General features: G+C 72.3%; 16 protein-coding genes. 8 read left to right on the plus strand and 8 right to left on the minus strand.

What is annotated here, in order from left to right; genetic code table 11:
• The first annotated feature begins 95 nt into the window (after nt 1–95).
• A complete protein-coding gene (locus ACWCPN_RS23705) occupies nt 96–896 on the plus strand; it encodes a LuxR C-terminal-related transcriptional regulator (RefSeq protein WP_451209488.1) in 801 nt (266 codons plus the stop codon).
• Between the two features lie 161 nt (nt 897–1,057).
• Here the strand turns inward: ACWCPN_RS23705 and ACWCPN_RS23710 are convergent, their stop codons facing one another.
• The 3 genes from ACWCPN_RS23710 to ACWCPN_RS23720 all read right to left on the minus strand — a co-directional run bounded on the left by ACWCPN_RS23710 (nt 1,058) and on the right by ACWCPN_RS23720 (nt 3,806).
• Complete coding sequence (locus tag ACWCPN_RS23710; protein WP_451209491.1) at nt 1,058–1,795, minus strand: flavodoxin family protein; 738 nt, start codon at nt 1,793–1,795, stop codon at nt 1,058–1,060.
• 40 nt (nt 1,796–1,835) lie between these two features.
• Nucleotides 1,836–3,233, minus strand: a complete 1,398-nt coding sequence (locus ACWCPN_RS23715) for an FAD-binding oxidoreductase (RefSeq protein ID WP_451209494.1) — start codon at nt 3,231–3,233, stop codon at nt 1,836–1,838.
• A gap of 150 nt (nt 3,234–3,383) precedes the next feature.
• Nucleotides 3,384–3,806: a YjbQ family protein gene (locus ACWCPN_RS23720; RefSeq protein ID WP_199209570.1), complete on the minus strand. Its 423-nt coding sequence runs from the start codon at nt 3,804–3,806 to the stop codon at nt 3,384–3,386.
• A gap of 119 nt (nt 3,807–3,925) precedes the next feature.
• On the opposite strand from ACWCPN_RS23720, the gene ACWCPN_RS23725 reads away from it, so the two are divergent.
• Entirely contained in the window at nt 3,926–5,020 is a 1,095-nt protein-coding gene (locus tag ACWCPN_RS23725) for an NAD(P)-binding domain-containing protein (RefSeq protein WP_451209498.1), read from the plus strand.
• 12 nt (nt 5,021–5,032) lie between these two features.
• Here ACWCPN_RS23725 and mltG read toward each other — a convergent pair whose 3' ends face one another.
• Entirely contained in the window at nt 5,033–5,923 is an 891-nt protein-coding gene (gene mltG / locus ACWCPN_RS23730) for an endolytic transglycosylase MltG (protein ID WP_451209501.1), read from the minus strand.
• 71 nt (nt 5,924–5,994) lie between these two features.
• Nucleotides 5,995–7,797 carry an ABC transporter ATP-binding protein gene (locus ACWCPN_RS23735; protein WP_451209504.1) on the minus strand — a complete coding sequence of 601 codons (1,803 nt, stop codon included), beginning with the start codon at nt 7,795–7,797 and terminating at the stop codon, nt 5,995–5,997.
• Nucleotides 7,798–7,909: 112 nt separating this feature from the next.
• Between ACWCPN_RS23735 and ACWCPN_RS23740 the strand changes: the two genes are divergently transcribed.
• Entirely contained in the window at nt 7,910–8,359 is a 450-nt protein-coding gene (locus ACWCPN_RS23740) for a MarR family winged helix-turn-helix transcriptional regulator (protein ID WP_199209573.1), read from the plus strand.
• A gap of 56 nt (nt 8,360–8,415) precedes the next feature.
• Here ACWCPN_RS23740 and ACWCPN_RS23745 read toward each other — a convergent pair whose 3' ends face one another.
• Together ACWCPN_RS23745 and ACWCPN_RS23750 are read right to left on the minus strand one after the other, a co-directional pair.
• Nucleotides 8,416–10,038 (minus strand): peptide-N4-asparagine amidase, encoded by a 1,623-nt coding sequence (locus ACWCPN_RS23745; RefSeq protein WP_451209508.1) that lies wholly within the window; start codon nt 10,036–10,038, stop codon nt 8,416–8,418.
• A 55-nt stretch (nt 10,039–10,093) separates the two neighbouring features.
• Nucleotides 10,094–10,840 carry a L,D-transpeptidase family protein gene (locus ACWCPN_RS23750; RefSeq protein ID WP_451209947.1) on the minus strand — a complete coding sequence of 249 codons (747 nt, stop codon included), beginning with the start codon at nt 10,838–10,840 and terminating at the stop codon, nt 10,094–10,096.
• 215 nt (nt 10,841–11,055) lie between these two features.
• On the opposite strand from ACWCPN_RS23750, the gene ACWCPN_RS23755 reads away from it, so the two are divergent.
• From ACWCPN_RS23755 to ACWCPN_RS23770, 4 genes are all read left to right on the plus strand, one after another.
• A complete protein-coding gene (locus ACWCPN_RS23755; RefSeq protein WP_451209511.1) occupies nt 11,056–12,882 on the plus strand; it encodes an ABC transporter transmembrane domain-containing protein in 1,827 nt (608 codons plus the stop codon).
• Complete coding sequence (locus tag ACWCPN_RS23760) at nt 12,879–14,660, plus strand: ABC transporter ATP-binding protein (RefSeq protein ID WP_451209514.1); 1,782 nt, start codon at nt 12,879–12,881, stop codon at nt 14,658–14,660. Before ACWCPN_RS23755 ends, ACWCPN_RS23760 begins: the two co-directional genes overlap by 4 nt.
• A gap of 477 nt (nt 14,661–15,137) precedes the next feature.
• Complete coding sequence (locus tag ACWCPN_RS23765; protein ID WP_451209517.1) at nt 15,138–15,608, plus strand: DUF5709 domain-containing protein; 471 nt, start codon at nt 15,138–15,140, stop codon at nt 15,606–15,608.
• Between the two features lie 42 nt (nt 15,609–15,650).
• On the plus strand, nt 15,651–15,914 hold the full coding sequence (locus ACWCPN_RS23770; protein WP_451209521.1) for a type B 50S ribosomal protein L31: 264 nt from the start codon (nt 15,651–15,653) through the stop codon (nt 15,912–15,914).
• Between the two features lie 14 nt (nt 15,915–15,928).
• Here the strand turns inward: ACWCPN_RS23770 and ACWCPN_RS23775 are convergent, their stop codons facing one another.
• Complete coding sequence (locus ACWCPN_RS23775; RefSeq protein ID WP_451209524.1) at nt 15,929–16,723, minus strand: metal-dependent hydrolase; 795 nt, start codon at nt 16,721–16,723, stop codon at nt 15,929–15,931.
• Between the two features lie 145 nt (nt 16,724–16,868).
• Between ACWCPN_RS23775 and ACWCPN_RS23780 the strand changes: the two genes are divergently transcribed.
• Nucleotides 16,869–19,382 carry a DEAD/DEAH box helicase gene (locus ACWCPN_RS23780; protein WP_451209527.1) on the plus strand — a complete coding sequence of 838 codons (2,514 nt, stop codon included), beginning with the start codon at nt 16,869–16,871 and terminating at the stop codon, nt 19,380–19,382.
• Nucleotides 19,383–19,396 lie beyond the last annotated feature (14 nt).

Consider the following 19,396-nt stretch of genomic DNA (forward strand, 5'->3'; position numbering starts at 1 on the left):
CCGGCATCCGGGGAGGGCGAGGGTATGCGTACAAGTACGTACGCGGCGCCGGTCGGGGGAGGACGGCGCACGGGATACACGCGGAGACGAAGCACGTGGCACAGGGGCTGGAGAAGGCCTACGAACGCCTGGTGGCGGTGGCCGTGGCGGCGCTGCACGAACGGGAACCGGGACGGCTGTGGCCCTCGCTGAGCGGCGCGCTGACCGAGCTGTGCGGCGGCGAGGCCGCGGTCCACAAGCTGGACGACTGGAGCGAGCACAGCGGCACGGTCGGCGCGGCCCCCGGTGCCGCCGCCCGCGAATTGGGCCGGCTCCCGGAGGCGGACCTGGGGCTGCTGCGCGCCGGCTATCCCTTCGCCCGCCACTACGCGCGACGGCCCGGGCGGGCGCCGGTCTCCGCGCACCGCGCGGCCGGCAGGGGCTGGCGGGGCAGTGCGACGGCCCGGCTGCTCGGCGCGGTGCTGGACGTCGACCATGTGCTGGGCGTGCCGCTGCCCGGCAGTTCCGCCCCGATCACCGGCTGCCTGGTCTTCCGGTCCGGCACGGACTTCACCGACGACCACCTGACGATGGCCGCGCGCGCCCAGCCGCTGATGGAGGCCGTGGAGCGGCAGCGGCTACTGCTGGAGGAGTGGCGGCGCTCCCTCGCCCCGGCCGGGGCGTCGTCCGACGAACGGGCGGCGGACTGCGCGCTGACGCCGCGTGAGACGGCCGTACTGCTGCTGCTCGCAGAGGCCCTGACCGCCGACGCCATCGGCCGGCGCCTGGGCATCTCGGCCCGCACCGTGCACAAGCACGTCGAGAACATCTACCGCAAGCTGGGCACCCGCGACCGGATCGGCACCCTGCTGCGCGCGCAGCGGCTCGGGCTGGTCGCGGTGCCCGGGCGCGGCTAGGGGGCGTCTCCTCGATCTTCGTGGATCAGGCCGCGGCGTCCGGTGCGGTGCCTCGGCGTGCGGTCGAGTCGCCCTCGTACCGGGCGTACGTGGGCGGTTCGGCCGTGCGGTGAGGTGCCGTGCCGGGCGTCGCGGACCCGCGAGGATCGGGGAGACGCCCCCTAGCGGTGCTCGGGGTTCTCGAAGTCGCGGCGGCATCCGGCGTCCCAGGCGGTGCGCTGGTTGCCGTAGGCGGGGATGCCTCCGAGGTCCTTCAGCGCCCGCGCCAGGTGCAGCAGGTTCCAGGTCATGAAGGTGGTGTTGCGGTTGGTGAAGTCGTTCTCGGGGCCGCCCGATCCGGGGTCGAGGTACGAGGGTCCGGGGCCCGCCTCGCCGATCCAGCCGGCGTCCGCCTGCGGCGGGATGGTGTATCCCAGGTGCTGCAGGCTGTAGAGGACGTTCATCGCGCAGTGCTTGACGCCGTCCTCGTTGCCGGTGACGAGGCAGCCGCCGACACGGCCGTAATAGGCGTACTGACCCGCGTCGTTGAGCAGACTCGAGCAGGAGTACAGGCGTTCGATCACCTGCTTCATGACGGAACTGTTGTCGCCCAGCCAGATCGGGCCCGCCAGGACGAGGATGTCGGCCGCCAGGACCTGCCGGTAGAGGTCCGGCCAGGCGTCCGTCTTCCAGCCGTGCTCGGTCATGTCGGGCCACACACCGGTGGCGATGTCGTGGTCGACGGCCCGTACGACGTCGACGTGCACGCCCTGGGCGTCCATGACGGCGGTGCTCCGGTCGATCAGTCCCTGGGTGTTGCTCGTCTCCGGCGAGCGTTTGAGGGTGCAGTTGATCACCAGGGCCCGCAGGTCGTCGTAGTGGTTCGGCGGGGCGTCGGTGGCGGGTGGCGAAGCGGTCACGAGGTCCTCCCGGAGCCGTCGGTTCGGGGGTGGGCCGGAGTCAGTCCGCGGCCGGCGGGATGTTCTGGTTGGCGTGGAACAGGTTGTCCGGGTCGTAGGCGCGCTTGACCGAGGCAAGGCGGTCGTAGTGCCCCCGGTAGGTGCTCCGGACCCGGTCCGGGTTCTCCTGTTCGCCGATGAAGTTGACGTAGGTGCCGCCCATCGAGTGCGGGTGCAGGTCGGTCCAGTAGTCGACGCACCACTGCCGCACCAGGCCGGCGTTGGCGGGGTCGGGGTCGATGCCGCCGATCACGCCGGACCAGACGGCGTCCCGGTAGGCCCAGGCCGTGTCGTCGGGGCCGACGCGCTGGGCCGCCCCGTCCACCGGGTACATGTGCATGGTCGACAGGCCGGTGGGGAGGTTCTCGGCGTACTTCTGGTGCACGTCCACGGCCCCGTCGGAGACGGCGTCGAAGAAGTCACCGCGCCAGTACCACTGCAGTCCCTTCGGGATCAGGGTGTCGAACATGGTCTGCAGCCCGGGGTAGGGCATGGGGGTGGTGAAGTGGAAGGCCGGCGGCGCCGGGTCGTTGACCACCGAGAGCAGCTCGGCGAGGTGGTCGTCGGCGAGTCCGCCGGTGTAGCACCAGACGACACCGCACACCTTCTGCCCGTGGATCGGCACGGGGAACGGCGGGCCGGGCGGCACGACCAGCACGGCGAAGAAGCCGCTGAGCTCCTCCGGTGCGGCGGGCAGGAACTCCCGGTACCAGCGCAGCACCTCCTGGATGCGGTCGACCGGCCAGACCGTCACCGCGACCCCGACCGTGGCGGCCGGGTGCAGCCGGAAGGTGAACGAGGTGACCACGCCGAAGTTGCCGCCGCCGCCCCGCAGCGCCCAGAACAGGTCCGGATGGCGTTCGGCCGAGGCGGTGACGCAGCTGCCGTCGGCGAGGACCACGTCGGCCGACAGCAGGCTGTCGATCGTCAGGCCGTACCTGCGGGTGAGGTAGCCGTGTCCACCGCCGAGCGTGAGGCCGCCGATCCCCGTCGTCGACATGATGCCCGAGGGCACGGCGAGCCCGAAGGCGTGCGTCGCGTGGTCGAGATCCCCGAGCAGGCTGCCCCCGCCCACCTGGACCGACTTCGACTCGGGGTCCACCCTGACCCAGCGCATCGGCGACAGGTCGAGCACGAGCCCGTCGTCGACCAGGCACAGACCCGGCCCGCTGTGGCCGCCGCCGCGCACCGCCAGTTCGGCGCCGGTGTCCCGGGCGAGGGAGATCGTCGCCTGCACGTCCGCCACGTCCACGCACCGCGCGAAGGCCGCGGGCCGCCGGTCGATCATGGCGTTGTAGATGCTGCGGGCCTCGTCGTAACCGGGGTCACGCGGGGCGATCACCGGCCCCCGCAGTGCCTCACGCAGTCTGCCGACAGCCGTTTCGTCGATAGCACCCATGGCCGAGGACCTCTGTACGGAGCGTGGATCCGATGCGCGGACGCGCCGTCCCGTCCGCGCGCCCGGTCTTCAGTTTTCACCCGCGGGTCACGCCCCGCACGTCGGCGCACGACGGCGTCGCGGGAGGAGCACGGCGCCTCGGGAGCGCCCTCAGCCCAGGAAGCTCAACCGCACCTGACGGTCGCGGTTGTCCTTGTTCGTGTCGACGAGGCAGACCGACTGCCAGGTACCCAGCTCCAGGTGCCCGCCGATGACCGGAAGGGTCGCGTACGGCGGCACGAGCGCGGGGAGGACGTGGTCACGGCCGTGGCCCGGACTGCCGTGCCGGTGCTGCCAGCGGTCGTCGGCGGGCAGCAGGGAGTGCAGGGCGGCGAGCAGGTCGTCGTCACTGCCGGCGCCGGTCTCGATGATCGCGACACCGGCCGTGGCGTGCGGGACGAAGATGTTGAGCAGGCCGTCGCGGCCGGCCGCGGCCTCCCGCAGGAAGTCCGCGCACTCGCCGGTGAGATCGACGACCCGCTCCCGGGAACCGGTGGCGACGTTCAGCATTCGCGTGGTGAAGGCATCTGACATGCCCTCCATCCTGACCCATGTGCCGGGTTTCACACGCCGGGAGGAGGCGGCGCCGGCCGTGTTCGGGCGGGTGCCGCGCGGGCGGGAAGATCCGTGACCTTCCCGCTGTTGGCAGGGGCGTGAGCGAGACGCGCGAGGTCGACGTGGTCGTCATAGGCGCTGGTCAGGCGGGTCTGTCCAGCGCCTATCACCTGCGGCGCAACGGATTCGAGCCGGACCGCGGCTTCGTGGTCCTGGACCACTCCCCCCGGCCGGGCGGTGCCTGGCAGTTCCGCTGGCCGTCGCTGACGTACGGCAAGGTGCACGGGATGCACTCCCTGCCCGGCATGGAGCTGACGGACGCCGATCCGGCGCGGCCGTCCGCGGAGGTCGTCGGCGCCTACTTCGACCGTTACGAACGGAGCTTCGACCTGCGCGTGCGCCGTCCTGTGGACGTGACGGCCGTGCGTCCGGGGGGCGAGGGACCCGACGGGCGGCTGACCGTGGAGACTTCGGACGGCGACTGGACCACCCGGGCGCTGATCAACGCGACCGGTACCTGGGACCGGCCGTTCTGGCCGCGCTATCCGGGTCAGGAGACCTTCCGGGGACGGCAGTTGCACACCGCGCAGTACACCGGCCCGGAGGAGTTCACCGGCCGTCGGGTCGTGGTGGTGGGCGGCGGCGCCTCCGGTACCCAGCACCTGCTGGAACTCGCCCCCTTCGCGGCCGCCACCACCTGGGTCACCCGGCGGCCCCCGGTCTTCCGCGAGGGCCCCTTCGACCAGGAGGCTGGCCGGGCGGCCGTGGCGCTGGTGGACGAGCGGGTACGGCAGGGCCTGGTGCCGAGGAGTGTCGTCTCCGGCACGGGGCTGCCCCTGAACGACGCCATCAGGCGGGGCCTTGACGACGGGGTCCTGGACCGCAGGCCGATGTTCGACCGGATCACCCCGGACGGGGTGGAGTGGAGCGACGGACGCCGGGTGGAGGCCGACGTCATCCTCTGGGCCACCGGTTTCCGGGCTGCGCTGGACCACCTGGCGCCGCTGCGGCTGAGGGAGCCGGGCGGCGGGATCCGGATCGAGGGGACGCGGGCGGTCGCCGATCCACGCGTCCATCTCGTCGGCTACGGTCCCTCGGCCAGTACCGTCGGCGCGAACCGGGCCGGACGCTCGGCCGTCCGGGACATCGTGCGGCTGCTGGCCGGGGACCCGGTCCGGCCGGTCGCCGCGTGACGTTCCACCGGTTCAGCTCGGCGGCTGTGTGACCGCGGGCTGCCGCGGGCTGCCGCTGGGCTGCCGTGACGGCGTGGCGCTCTGGTGGCGGGCGTTGAACTCGGCGACGTTGCGCACGTGTTCGGCGTAGTCGGCGGTGAAGCGGGTGTCGCCGGGCTTGACCGTGACGTAGTAAAGCCAGTCGCCGGACGGCGGACTGGTCACGGCGCGCATCGCCTCCGGGCCGGGGTTGCCGATCGGGGTGGGCGGCAGCCCGACGCGCTGGTAGGAGTTGTACGGGCTGTTCGAGTCGGCGTGGTCACCGGCGTTGCCGCCGGTGCGGTTCAGCGCGTAGTTGAGCGTGGAGCCCACCTGCAGCGGCATGCCCCGCTGCAGCCGGTTGAGGATGACCCGCGCCACCTTCCCCATGTCGGCCTTGGCGGTCGACTCGGCCTGGACGATGCTGGCGACGATGACCGTCTGGTAGACGTTCAGCGTGTTGCGCTGCGCCCCGGCGGCCACCGGTGTCGTGTCGAACCTCTTGCCCGCCGTGTCGACCATGAGCCGCAGCAGCGACTCGGGGGTGGTGCCCTTCGTGAGGGGATAGGCCGCCGGGAAGAGGTAGCCCTCCGGATTGCCCGCCGCCTCCTTGGGCAGCTTGAGGCCGGCCTTGCCCAGTGACTTCCGGGTGCTGCCCGGGGGCAGTTCGAGGGCCTTGTCGACGGCCTCGTACACCTGGTTCGCGCGCCGGCCCTCCGGGATGACCAGCGTGCGGGGCCCGGGCTGCTCCGTACGACCGCTCGCCAGGCTCAGCAGCGGCACCGCCACGGCGGTGCCGGCCAGGACGGCGCCGGTCACGACGAGGACGAGCTTGCCCCGGCGCGTCAGTCGCATCGTGCTCCGTGGTGGAGTGTTCATCTGCATGCGGGCACGGTAATACGCGTATGGTCACAAACCCGACATATCGTCAGCTTGTCGGCGAGGGCCGCCGTATGTCAGCCCGCCGGCGCCAGCCGGGCGTCCCGGCGCACCAGGGCCGCGTACCGTCCGTCCAGTTCCAGCAGCTCCTCGTGCGTGCCCCGTTCGGCGACCCGGCCGGAGTCCAGGACCACGATCTGGTCGGCACCGCGGACGGTGGACAGGCGGTGGGCGATGGTGAGGGTCGTCCGGTCGGCCGACAGGGCGTCGATGGCCTGCTGCACGGCGGCCTCCGTACGGGTGTCCAGGGCACTGGTCGCCTCGTCCAGGATGAGCACCGGCGGATCGCGCAGGATGGTGCGGGCTATCGCCAGACGCTGCTTCTCGCCGCCGGAGAATCGGTGGCCGCGTTCGCCGACGACGGTCTCGTAGCCGTCGGGCAGCGCGGAGATGTGGTCGTGGATCTGGGCGGCCCGGGCCGCCTCGTACAGCTCCTCGTCGGTGGCGTCCGGCTTGGCGAAGCGGAGGTTGTCGGCCACCGAGGCGTGGAAGAGGTACGTCTCCTGCGAGACGACGCCGACGGCGCGGGCGAGGGTGTCGAAGTCGAGGTCGCGCACGTCCACCCCGTCGAGGGTGACGCGGCCTCCGGTGACGTCGTACAGCCGGGGCACCAGGCAGCCGAGGGTGGACTTGCCGGCGCCGGTGGGACCGACGACGGCGAGGCTGCCGCCGGCGGGCACGGTGATGTCGAGCCCGTCGAGGACCGGGACGCCCTTGCCGTCGTAGCGGAACTCGACGTCTTCGAAGCGCACTTCGCCCTTGACCGCGTCGAGGCGGACCGGCCGCTCACGCTCGGTGATGTCGACGGGCAGGTCCAGGTACTCGAAGATGCGCTGGAAGAGTGCGAGGGAGGTCTGTACCTGCACGCCGGTCGCCAGCAGGCTCACCGCCGGGCGGAACAGGCCCTGCTGGAGCGAGACGAAGGCCACGATGGTGCCGAGCGAGACCTGCGGCCCGCCGAACTGCAGGGCGAGCCCAGCGGTCCAGTAGATGACGGCGGGCATGGCGGCCATGACGATCGTGATCACGGCCATCCGCCAGCGGCCGGCCATGTTGGACCTCACCTCGAGGTCCACCAACTGTTCGGACTCCGCGGCGAAGGAGGCGGTGAGCGAGTCGGAGCGCCCCATGGTGCGGCCGAGCAGGATGCCGCTGACGGAGAGCGACTCGGTGACCGTGGCGGCCATCGCGGCCATCTGCTTCTGGCGCTGGGTGGTGATCCTCTTGCGCTCGTTGCCGACACGGCGGCTGATCCAGACGAACACCGGCAGCAGGAGGAGCGAGACGACGGTGAGCCGCCAGTCGAGGGCCACCATCGCGACGATGGTGGCGACGACGCTGGTCGCGTTGGAGACCAGCGAGGTGGCGGTGGAGGTGACGGTCGCCTGCATGCCGCCGATGTCGTTGGCGATGCGGGACTGCACCTCACCGGTGCGGGTGCGGGTGAAGAAGGCGAGCGACATGCGCTGCAGGCGGCCGTAGACGGCCGTGCGCAGGTCGTGCATGACGCGCTGGCCGACGGTGGTCGAGATCAGGGTCTGCAGGACGCCGAAGACGCTGGAGAGCACGGCGCTCAGGATCATGCCGAGCGCGAGCAGGCTCAGCAGGCCGGTACGCCGCTCGGGGATCGCCACGTCGAGGATCTCCTTGAGGAGGAACGGCGTGGCCACCGAGACCAGCGACGAGGCGCCGACCAGCAGGCCGACGATCGCCAGACGCCCGCGGTACGGGCGGAAGAGCTTCAGGATGCGGCGCACCTGCCGGGGCTGCTCACCGGCGTCGGCAGGCGGGGTCCAGGAGGGTTCTCGTTCGGGATGCATGGGCTCCTACGGAGGTGGCGGGCGGCGGCCGGGACCGGCCGCCGACGACTGACGGATCGTAGCTCATTGTTACCTATACTCACAATGAACGGCATCCTGATATTGTTCCCGCATGACCTCCCCCGATCCCGAGGGCCTGCTCGCCGAGCAGTTGCTGCGGCTCACCCGCCGGGTGCATCGCATCCAGAAACGCCATCTGGAGCTACGGGAGCTGGGCGTCACCCCGGCCCAGTCCCGGCTGCTGCGCACCCTCGCGCACTACGGCTCGCCCCCGCGCATGGCCGACCTCGCCGAGCGCCTCGAAGTGGTGCCACGCGCGGTGACCACGCTGGTCGACGGCCTGGAGGCGAACGGCAAGGTACGCCGGGTGCCGGACCCGTCGAACCGGCGGGTGACCCGGATCGAGCTGACGGACGACGGCCGGGAGACCCTGCGTGAACTGCGCGGGGCGCGCCGGTCGGCCGCCGAGGAGATACTCGCCCCGCTGACCGAGAAGGAGCGCGCGGTGCTCGGCGTACTCCTGGACACGCTCGTCGACTCGGAGACCGCCAAACCCTGCTGAACGCACGCGGCCGCCCCCGCCCCGCGCCGCGGGAGCGGGGTCGGCCGGCGGCGGCCTCAGCAGCGGCGGCGGTCCTCCGTCAGCGCGCCCTGCGCCGTGCTCAGCGAACGGTCGTAGCACCCCGCCGAGCCGTCGACGCGGTAGCGCTCGCTGGACGTGCCGACCGCGTGCCGCTGGTCACGGGGGACGTCGACCGTGTACGCGGCGTCGCCCCGGTAGGTGTCGTCGAGCCGTGACCACGCGGTGCGCCGGCCGTCCTCGCGCCACACGACCGTGGCCCGGTCGCCCAGGGTGAGTTCGGTACGCAGCCGGTCGTCCGTACCGAGGGTGGTGGCACCCTTCATCGTGTACGTCCGGTGGGTGTGCGTCGTCCGCACCGGACCGCTCCCCCTGAGCGCGACGGTCTCGTCGTCCGTCCAGGCCGCGTCGAGGCCGTCGGTGTTCTCACCGTCGGTCCAGCGGTGCGCGGAGGTGTTGGCGAGGGTGCGGGTGACGGTGGTGCTCACGCGGCCGTGCGAGGTGTTCAGGTAACCGGAGACGGTGAGCCGGTGTCCGGCCTCGGTGTCGACGCGGTTCTCCGCACCCGGCGTGTAGACCGAGGAGTCGGCGACATCGGTCGCCTCGGAGCGGGTGAGCGCGCCGGTGACGTGGGCGCGGTGCGCGTCCTGCCACACCAGTACGTTCACGGGGGCGCTCCACCCCGACCGGCCGGCGGGCACACCCACCACGGAGACCTCGACGCGGTGCGGGCGGCCGTCGTTCAGGAGCCCGGCGAACGGTGTGAGGTCGTACTCGACGGGCCGCACGTCGAAGGCGCGCGGCGCCGGGAGGACGTACCAGAGGAAGGGGTTCGACCAACCGCCGGTCCAGACGTGGGGGAACGGCGCGGCGATACCGGCGAGTTGTCCGTCGACCTCGATCTGCACCTCGCGGTACGGGCCGTGGTCGGCCTTGCAGGAGTACGCCGCCGGGTCGGCCACGGTCAGGTACCAGAACTCCTCGCAGCCGCCACCGGATCCGGTGGCGTACACCTCGGCGACGATGCGCTCGCTGTTGCGTGGGGTGGTGAGGGTGGTGGCGTCGGGTGCGCCGGTGAGGGTGAGGACGCGGTCGGGCGCCGACGCGTCGGGCCGGCCCCGGTAGAAGGTGAGCGTCACCTTGACGTCGATGACGCCGGTGTAGGTGTCGTCCACGACGTTGCCGATGAGCATCTCGACGTCCTGCGGGCCGCGGAAGACGTCGCTGTAGCGGGTGACGTCCTTCTCCACGTGCCATGCGATGCCGTCGGGCGACGGCTCCGGCGTCGAGGTGCGCAGGATCTCGGCACCGCCGACGTGCAGGTAGCCGAGACGGTCGAACTGCCGGCCCTTCACCTTGCCGTCGAGTCGCAGGACGACCTTGCTCCAGCGGTCGCCGCAGCCCCGCGGCGGTGTGTAGGCGCCCCGGTAGGGGGTGAAGTCACGGAACTGGTTCTCGGCCAGGGTGACCCGGCAGGACTTGGTGTGCGGCCGGGTGACGGGCGGGGCGGCGGTCACCGGATCGTGCCAGTCGGTGCCGAACTCGGCGGGAGCGTCGGCCGTTCGCCCCGCCGTCCCGGCGGCCGCCGCGCCGGTGCCGAAGAGCGTGCTCGCCAGGAGGGTCGCCCCCGCAAGCATGGACATGACTATCCGTCTTCTCATGGGCCCGGTTCTACGGGGCTCCGGGGCCGGCCCGCAATGAGGCGTGGCGCCATCCTCACCGGCCCAGCAGATCCGCCCTGTCCCCCATCACCACCACGGGACGCCGGTCCGGATCCAGGGTGCGCAGCAGAAACTCCATGGCCTGCCGGGACATGCTGACGCAGCCCGACGTGCCGCTGCCGTGATCCATGTGCAGCCAGATGCTCCCGCCCTTCCCGTCCCCTTCGGGCCGCCTCGGGTCGTTCGGCGGAGCGCCCCGGAGGCGGTTGTAGTCGATGGCGATGACGTAGTCGAAGTCGTGCCAGTACGGCCTGGCCCACCAGCGCGGAGCGGCCAAGGAGCGGTCCTGCGTGTAGGGCAGTTCGGTGCCCGGGTCGTCGAGTACGCCGCCCGCGTCGGTCAGGGTGTACACACCGACGGGGCTGCGCCGGTCGCCGGAGCGGTGGTCCGTGGTCCAGCCTTTCCTGCCGTTGTGCGCCGGCCAGTCGCGGACGCGTCGCCACCCCTCGCCGCGCCTGGTGTACAGCACGACCGTGGAGTCCGCCGAGTTCCTGCCCTCGCCGTAGACGGCCACCACCTGTCCGGAACCGGCCGGGATGCGCCGCCGCAGTTCGGGGCCGACACCCGGGACGCCGTGCGGGTCGCGCCCGTCGGTGCCGGACCGCCCGGCCCGGCCGTCCGGTTCCGGGGCACTCGCACCGCCGCCCGGAGAGCCGCACGCCGCCAGGGCCGCGAGCAGGGTCCCGGCGGCCGTCACCACCCACGCCGCACACCGCGCACTGTCGCTCCGCACGCGGCCCATGCTGGCATCGGCCACCGGTTCATCGTGCGATCTTCCGGACATTCACCCGGCCGGGTCACGGCTTCCGGCCGCCGTCCGCCCGCGGTTGGCCGGAACCCGGCGAACCACGCGGGCCGCCGGGGGAAAACCGGTTGAAATTCCCCGGTCCGCGACGCGACCCTTTCACGGCTTGCCGCCGCTCCCCCGCCCTCCCTGACACGAGCCACTGGGACGTCATGCGAATCCAAGACCTTCCGTATCCCGATCCGGGCGTACCGGACGCGCGTTCGGGTCCTCACCTCCTGTGGTGGCTCTGGCGCAACCAGCTGGGCGGCCAGCTCAAGGCGCTGGCCTGGGGCCTGCTCCACTTCGTGGCCGTCTCCGCGCTGCCCTTCTGCGTCGGTCTCGCCGTCCAGGCCGTCGTGGAACGCTCCGGCGGCCGACTCGCCCTGACCGGGGGGCTGATGGCGTTGTGCGGCACGGCCATCGCGGTCGGCGACACCTTCCTGCACCGGTCCGCCGTCACCAACTGGATCACCGCCGCCGCCCGGGTCCAGCAGTTGCTGGCCCGAAAGGCGGCCCGGCTGGGCTCCGCGCTGACCCGGCGGGTCGCGGCCGGTGAGGTGGTCGCCGTGTCCACCGGCGACGTGGAGAAGATCGGCTGGTTCGTCGAGGCCGTCTCCCGGTTCACCGCCGCCGCGCTCACCGTCGTCGTGGTCTGCGTCGGCCTCGTCGTCTACGAGCCCGCTCTCGGCGTGGTCGTCGCCGTGGGGCTGCCGGTCGTCGGGCTCGCCGTGCTGCCGCTGCTGCCCCGGGCCACCCGGCGCGCCGACGTGCAGCGCGAGAAGGCCGGCCGGGCCACCGAGCTGGCCTCGGACACGGTGGCCGGCCTGCGCGTGCTGCGCGGGATCGGCGGCGAGGAACTCTTCCTCGACCGTTACCGCCGCGCCTCCCAGGAGGTACGCCACGCGGCCGTGCGCAGCGCCCGGATGTGGGCGCTCATCTCCGGGATCCAGGTGCTGCTTCCGGGGCTGCTGCTGATCGCCGTGGTCTGGCACGGCACCCACCTGGCCCGCCAGGGCCGGATCACGGTCGGTGAACTCGTCACCGTCTACAGCGCGGTGATGGTGCTCAACTACCCCTTGCGGCACTTCGAGGAGATCGCGATGGCGTACTCCTTCTCACGTCCCTCGGCCAGGCGGGCCGCGCGCGTGCTCGCACTGCGACGGTCCACGGACGCCGGCGGAGTGCGCGGAGCGGAGGTGCCGGCCGGTGACCTGTACGACCCGGCCACCGGCCTGCTCGCGCCCTCCGGTCTGCTCACCGCGGTGGTGTGCGGCGACCCCGACGCGGCCGGGCGGCTGGCGGAACGCCTGGGCGGCCACCCCGCCGAGGCGGGTACGCCGGTCCTGCTCGGCGGCGTACCGCTCGACGACCTCCCGCTCGACAGCGCCCGCACCGCCGTCCTGGTCCAGGACAAGGACCCGGTGTTGCTATCCGGGACACTGCGCGAGCTGCTCGACGTGCCGGCGTCCGGTGCCGTGCGGGCCGAGGACGCGCTGGCGGCCGCCCGGTGCGAGGACGTCCTGGACGCGCTGGTGCAGGGGTCGCTGGACGCCACCGACCCGCTGGACTCGCGTGTCACCGAGCGGGGCCGCTCCCTCTCGGGCGGCCAGCGCCAGCGGCTCGCACTGGCCCGGTCGCTCATCACCGACCCCGAGGTACTGGTCCTGGACGAGCCGACCTCCGCCGTCGACTCGCACACCGAGGCCTGGATCGCGCAGGGTCTGCGGCGGCTGCGCTCGGGTCGGACGACCGTGGTGTTCACGACCTCTCCCCTGCTGCTCGACCACGCCGACCGGGTCGTCCTCGTCCACGACGACGAGGTCGTCACCGTGGGCGTGCACCGTGAACTGGTCGACGCGGAGCCGCGGTACCGGGCCGTCGTGACACGGGAGACCGACGACGAGCGGGCCGCGGCCGAGCGGAATGCGGACCTGCCCGGACGGGGCGCTCTCCTGGGCGCCTTCGGCCCGCTGGACGAGATCGAGGAGAGCGCATGATCGGCGTTGCGCCACCGGCGTACGACCCGGCGGCCCCGACGACCGCCACCACCCTGCCCGTCGGCGCGGCCGCGACCGTGCGCGCCTACGTGGCCGAACTGTTCCGCCGGCACCGTCGGGCCTTCCTCCTCCTCGTCGCCGTCAACACCGTCGCCGTCATCGCCTCCATGGTGGGCCCGTACCTGCTCGGCGGACTCGTCGAGCGGGTGTCGGACGGCGCGCGGGAGTTGCATCTGGGCCTGACCGCCGGGCTGTTCGTGCTGGCGCTGCTCGTACAGGCCGTGTTCGTACGGCAGGTGCGGCTGCGGGGCGCGATGCTCGGCGAGCGGATGCTGGCCGACCTGCGCGAGGACTTCCTCGTCCGCTCGGTGGGGCTGCCGCCGGGCGTGCTGGAGCGGGCGGGCACCGGTGACCTGCTGTCCCGCATCACCACCGACATCGACCGCCTGGCCAACGCCATGCGGGAGGCGGTGCCGCAGCTCGCCATCGGCGTGGTGTGGGCCCTGCTTCTGCTCGGCGGCCTGGTGGTGACGGCCCCGCCGCTCGCGGCCGCCGTACTGCTCGCGGTGCCCGTGCTCGTGGTGGGATGCCGCTGGTACTTCCGACGGGCACCCTCCGGCTACCGCTCGGAGTCGGCCGGGTACGCCGCCGTCGCCGCCGCACTCGCCGAGACCGTGGACGCCGGCCGCACGGTCGAGGCGCACCGTCTGGGCGAGCGGCGCATCGCCCTGTCGGAGCGGCGGATCAAGGAGTGGACCGCCTGGGAGCGGTACACCCTCTGGCTGCGGTCCGTGCTCTTCCCGGTCATCAACACCGTCCATGTCACCGTGCTCGGCTCGGTGCTGATGGTGGGCGGCTTCTTCGTGCTGCGGGGCTGGATCGGCGTCGGTCAGCTGACGACGGGCGCGCTCGTCGCACAGATGCTCGTCGATCCGGTGAACCTGATCCTGCGCTGGTACGACGAGGTGCAGGTGGCCCAGGTGTCGTTGGCCCGGCTGGTCGGCGTCCGGGACATCGAGCCGGCCGCCGGGGACGCCTCGCTGGCCCCCGGCGGCCGGGACGTGCACGCCGACCGGGTGCGCTTCGGCTACCGCGAGGGCGTCGACGTGCTGCGCCAGGTGTCCCTGGAGGTCGCCCCGGGCACCCGGCTGGCCCTGGTCGGTCCGTCCGGCGCGGGCAAGTCCACGCTGGGCAGGCTGCTCGCCGGGATCTACGCGCCCCGGGACGGCCGTGTCACCCTGGGCGGCGCCGAACTGTCCCGGATGCCGGCGGAACGCGTCCGCTCGCACGTCGCCCTGGTCAACCAGGAGCATCACGTCTTCGTGGGCTCCCTGCGGGACAACCTGCTGCTCGCCCGTACGGGTGCCGCCGACGCCGAGCTCTGGGCGGCTCTGGGCGCGGTCGACGCGGACGGCTGGGCCCGGGCGCTGGACGCGGGACTGGACACCGAGGTCGGTTCCGGCGGGCTGGCCCTGACCCCGGCGCAGGCCCAGCAGATCGCGCTGGCCCGGCTCGTGCTGGCCGACCCGCACACGCTCGTCCTGGACGAGGCGACCTCGCTGCTCGACCCGCGAGCGGCCCGGCACCTGGAACGGTCGCTGGCCCGTGTGCTGGACGGCCGCACGGTGGTCGCGATCGCCCACCGGCTGCACACCGCCCACGACGCCGATGTGATCGCCGTCGTGGAGAACGGCCGGATCAGCGAGCTGGGCAGCCATGCGGAGCTGGTCGCCGCGGACGGGGCGTACGCGGCGCTGTGGCGCTCGTGGCACGGATGAGCGGGCGGGGCTGAGGCCGGGCACCCGGCCCACGGGCGGCCCGGGCGAGCCTGAGTGCCCTGGCGAGGCGGAGGCGGTGGCGTCGCGAGCCCGGACGTGCGGCGCCGCGCCATACGGCCGGGCGGTGGCCGGGCAGGCTGACACGGCGCCGTCCTGGCTCGCGGACGTGTCCGGAGTCGGGGGTTCGGCCGGGCGGGCGGCCCGGCCGGTGGGCCCGGCCGCGGTCGCGTCCCGGCGGGCGTACGAGGGCGGGGCGGGACGGCGGTTCCGCACGACCCGGCCGGGGTACGCGACGTCAGGCCACCACCCGTGCCGTTGCGCGGGAGCGAACAGGGGTGGAAGGCTGGATAGCGGCACCGGCTCGGGGGACGGCCGGGAACCCGTCGGGTCCCGGCGTACGCAACCGGTGCCGGGCGTGCCGACGGCGCACTGCCCCTGCTGGGGGCACAAGGCCGTCCTCACCACATGGAGGTACCCGTGGACAGCGCCGACGGATGGGGGGACGACGTCTACCAGCCCGATTCCTCGGAGATCCGGGAGGACTCGGGCGTCCTCGACGCGGAGGACACTCTGGACAACGACGGTGTCGACGATCCCCTCGACCGGGGCTGGTCCCCTCCCGAGCGGCCGTGGGCGGTGGAACACACCGGGGTGACGGCCCGCGAACGCCTGACCGGGGAGACCCTGGACCAGCGGCTCGCCGAGGAGCTGCCCGAGACCTCCGCCCCCGACGGAGACGGTATCGGTGACTGCGACGGCACCGACGGGGAACTCCTCGACAACGAGGTCGGCGCATCCCGCTCCGGCCGCCTGGTCGCCCCGGACGAGGGCGCGCACGAGGACGAGGAGAGCGCCCTGGTCGCCACCGACGTCGGCATCGACGGCGCCGCCGCCTCCGCCGAGGAGGCCGCGATGCACATCGTGGACGAGGACACCCTCTCCGGCTGACCCGGACGCCCCCTGTCCGACCGCCCCGCGCGAGGAGCCGCCATGCAGCAGGACAAGCACCCCGACTACCACTCCGTGGTCTTCCGGGACCGCGCCGCCGGGTACGCCTTCCTCACCCGGTCCACCGCGGACAGCGAGCAGACCATCGAATGGGACGACGGTGAGACCTACCCGGTGATCGACGTGGAGATCTCCTCCGAGAGCCACCCCTTCTACACAGGCAAGGCCCGCACGGTCGACACGGAGGGACGCGTCGCCCGGTTCGAACGCCGCTACGGCGGGGGCGAGGGCGGCGAGCAGGCCTGAAGAACCGCGGCGCGTCAGATCACGTTGAGCGCCGCCGCGCAGCCCGCACCGCCCAGCAGCATGAACGCGGGCATCAGCACCCTTATCTCGACCCAGCTGCCGGCCCGGAAGCGCAGGGCCTTCGGCGGCCCCAGCGGATACCAGCGCTTGCGGCCGACCGGGATCGGCCACAGGATCGGGCAGCCGGACACCGTCAGCGCGTCCCCGATGTCGTGCACCAGGGCGCCCAGCACGATCGGCAGGCCCAGCCACAGGTAGTCCTGCCCGGGCGCGGTGAACAGCCAGTCGGAGCCGTTGCCCGGCTTGTCCAGGATCCCCGCGAGGATCCACGCGCTGGTCGCCGCGAGCAGCCAGACCAGCACGTCGCTGCTGGACCCGCGGGCCGCCCGCCACAGCAGGCCCTCGATCGCCAGCACCATGTGCACGAAGAGGATCGCCAGCACCGCCCAGCGGCCCCCCGCGATCGCCGCGCCGGAGCTGCCCGCGCCGATGAGGACCGCCCACAGCCAGGTGTGCGTGAGCGTGCGGTGGCCGCCCGAGCGTCGGGCGTCCCCCTTCTTCCTGGTCGCCTTGTAGACGGCGTAGGAGAGCTTGTCCACGATCTCGCAGATCCACCGGGAGATCGGTCCGAAGGCCCGGGAGATGGTGGCGGCCTTGTGGTCGAGGTCCGGGGCGAGCGCGGCTCCGGCGCAGATCAGCGCTCCGGCGAGAAGAACGGGCCAGGGCATCGGGTGTCCGGCCGCTGCGGCGGCCGCTCCGACGCCGAGCCAGGCCGCGGCTCCCGACAGAGAGTGTGCTGGTCCCATCATGGCCGCTTTCCGCCCCATTCCTCTTGTGCCGCTGTCCAGTTGACCTGGAGCGCTGACGCGCCGTCGGCGACACAGCGTAGCCGCAGTGATCTTCGTACTCGCAGCCGATTCCCCCCTCGGGCACCGGGCCAGGCAAGATGGGGGCGTGACCCTCATCGATCAGCTCCCGCCGACCGCCGACCCCGACGCCCTGTACGAAGCCTTCGAGTCGTGGGCGCAGGAGCGCGGCCTCACCCTGTACCCGCACCAGGAGGAGGCGCTGATCGAGGTGGTGTCCGGGGCGAACGTGATCGTGTCGACGCCCACGGGCTCCGGCAAGAGCATGATCGCTGCGGGCGCCCACTTCGCCGCGCTGGCCCGGGACGAGGTCACCTTCTACACCGCCCCGATCAAGGCGCTGGTGTCGGAGAAGTTCTTCGAGCTGTGCAAGCTGTTCGGCACCGAGAACGTCGGCATGCTGACCGGCGACGCCTCCGTGAACGCCGACGCGCCGGTGATCTGCTGCACCGCCGAGGTACTGGCCTCCATCGCGCTGCGTGACGGCAAGAACGCCGACGTCGGCCAGGTCGTCATGGACGAGTTCCACTTCTACGCGGAGGGGGACCGCGGCTGGGCCTGGCAGATCCCGCTGCTGGAGCTCCCCCAGGCGCAGTTCATCCTGATGTCCGCCACCTTGGGCGACGTGTCCTTCTTCGAGAAGGATCTCACCCGCCGCACCGGCCGCCCGACCTCCGTGGTCCGCTCGGCCACCCGCCCGGTGCCCCTCTCCTACGAGTACGAGCTCACCCCGCTCACCGAGACGCTCACCGAACTGCTGGCCGGCAAGCAGGCGCCGGTGTACATCGTGCACTTCACCCAGGCGCAGGCCGTGGAGCGGGCGCAGGCGCTGATGAGCATCAACATGTGCACGCGCGAGGAGAAGGACCGGATCGCCGAGCTGATCGGCAACTTCCGCTTCACCACCAAGTTCGGCCGCAACCTCTCCCGCTACGTCCGGCACGGCATCGGCGTCCACCACGCCGGCATGCTGCCCAAGTACCGGCGCCTGGTGGAGAAGCTCGCGCAGGCCGGCCTGCTGAAGGTCATCTGCGGTACGGACACGCTCGGCGTGGGCGTCAACGTGCCCATCCGCACCGTGCTGTTCACGGCCCTCACCAAGTACGACGGCACCCGGGTGCGCACGCTGCGCGCCCGCGAGTTCCACCAGATCGCGGGCCGGGCCGGCCGGGCCGGCTTCGACACCGCCGGACTCGTCGTGGCCCAGGCGCCCGAGCACGTCATCGAGAACGAGAAGGCCCTCGCCAAGGCGGGCGACGATCCCAAGAAGCGCCGCAAGGTGGTGCGCAAGAAGGCACCCGAGGGCTTCGTCGCCTGGACCGACAACACCTTCGAGAAGCTGATCACCTCCGAGCCCGAGCCGCTGACCTCGCGGTTCCGGGTCACGCACACGATGCTGCTCTCGGTGATCGCCCGGCCCGGCAACGCCTTCGAGGCGATGCGCCACCTCCTCGAGGACAACCACGAGCCGCGCCGGCAGCAGCTCAGGCACATCCGCCGGGCCATCGCGATCTACCGTTCGCTGCTGGACGGCGGGATCGTGGAGAAGCTCGACAAGCCGGACGCCGAGGGCCGCATCGTCCGGCTCACGGTCGACCTGCAGCAGGACTTCGCCCTGAACCAGCCGCTGTCGACCTTCGCGCTCGCCGCGTTCGAGCTCCTCGACCCCGAGTCGCCCTCCTACGCCCTCGACATGGTGTCCGTCGTCGAGTCCACGCTGGACGACCCCCGGCAGATCCTCGCCGCCCAGCAGAACAAGGCGCGCGGCGAGGCCGTCGCCGCGATGAAGGCCGACGGCGTCGAGTACGAGGAGCGCATGGAGCGCCTCCAGGACGTCACGTACCCGAAGCCGCTGGAGGAACTGCTCTTCCACGCGTACGACACCTACCGCAAGAGCCACCCGTGGGTCGGCGACCATCCGCTGTCGCCGAAGTCCGTGATCCGCGACATGTACGAACGCGCGCTGTCCTTCACGGAACTGGTGTCCCACTACGAGCTGGCCCGCACCGAGGGCATCGTGCTGCGCTACCTCGCCAGCGCCTACAAGACCCTGGACCACACGATCCCGGACGACCTGAAGTCCGAGGACCTGCAGGACCTGATCGAATGGCTCGGCGAGATGGTGCGCCAGGTGGACTCCAGCCTGCTGGACGAGTGGGAGCAGCTGGCCAACCCCGAGGAGATGACCGCCGAGGAGGCCCAGGAGAAGGCCGACGAGGTCAAGCCGGTCACCGCCAACGCGCGCGCCTTCCGGGTCCTGGTCCGCAACGCCATGTTCCGCCGGGTGGAGCTCGCCGCTCTGGACCAGGTCGGCGAGCTGGGCGAGATGGACGCCGAGTCGGGCTGGGACGCCGACGCGTGGGGCGAGGCGATGGACAAGTACTGGGACGAGTACGAGGACCTCGGCACCGGCCCGGACGCCCGCGGCCCCAAGCTGCTGGTGATCAAGGAGGAGCCGGAGAACGGCCTGTGGCGGGTCCGGCAGATCTTCGACGATCCGAACGGCGACCACGACTGGGGCATCAGCGCGGAGATCGACCTCACCGCCTCCGACGCCGAGGGCCGTGCGGTCGTCCGTGTCACCGATGTCGGCCAGCTCTGAGTACGGGAGAACCC

It is taken from the genome of Streptomyces sp. NPDC002386 (genome assembly GCF_053593175.1).

Excerpts from the sequence above, each read along its gene's own strand:
- ACWCPN_RS23755 (WP_451209511.1), top strand. The coding sequence starts at position 11,056 with ATGCGAATCCAAGACCTTCCGTATCCCGATCCGGGCGTACCGGACGCG.
- ACWCPN_RS23740 (WP_199209573.1), top strand. The coding sequence starts at position 7,910 with ATGACCTCCCCCGATCCCGAGGGCCTGCTCGCCGAGCAGTTGCTGCGG.
- ACWCPN_RS23770 (WP_451209521.1), top strand. The coding sequence starts at position 15,651 with ATGCAGCAGGACAAGCACCCCGACTACCACTCCGTGGTCTTCCGGGAC.
- ACWCPN_RS23715 (WP_451209494.1), bottom strand. The coding sequence starts at position 3,233 with ATGGGTGCTATCGACGAAACGGCTGTCGGCAGACTGCGTGAGGCACTG.
- ACWCPN_RS23745 (WP_451209508.1), bottom strand. The coding sequence starts at position 10,038 with ATGAGAAGACGGATAGTCATGTCCATGCTTGCGGGGGCGACCCTCCTG.
- ACWCPN_RS23735 (WP_451209504.1), bottom strand. The coding sequence starts at position 7,797 with ATGCATCCCGAACGAGAACCCTCCTGGACCCCGCCTGCCGACGCCGGT.
- mltG (WP_451209501.1), bottom strand. The coding sequence starts at position 5,923 with ATGCAGATGAACACTCCACCACGGAGCACGATGCGACTGACGCGCCGG.
- ACWCPN_RS23750 (WP_451209947.1), bottom strand. The coding sequence starts at position 10,840 with ATGGGCCGCGTGCGGAGCGACAGTGCGCGGTGTGCGGCGTGGGTGGTG.
- ACWCPN_RS23760 (WP_451209514.1), top strand. The coding sequence starts at position 12,879 with ATGATCGGCGTTGCGCCACCGGCGTACGACCCGGCGGCCCCGACGACC.
- ACWCPN_RS23775 (WP_451209524.1), bottom strand. The coding sequence starts at position 16,723 with ATGATGGGACCAGCACACTCTCTGTCGGGAGCCGCGGCCTGGCTCGGC.
- ACWCPN_RS23720 (WP_199209570.1), bottom strand. The coding sequence starts at position 3,806 with ATGTCAGATGCCTTCACCACGCGAATGCTGAACGTCGCCACCGGTTCC.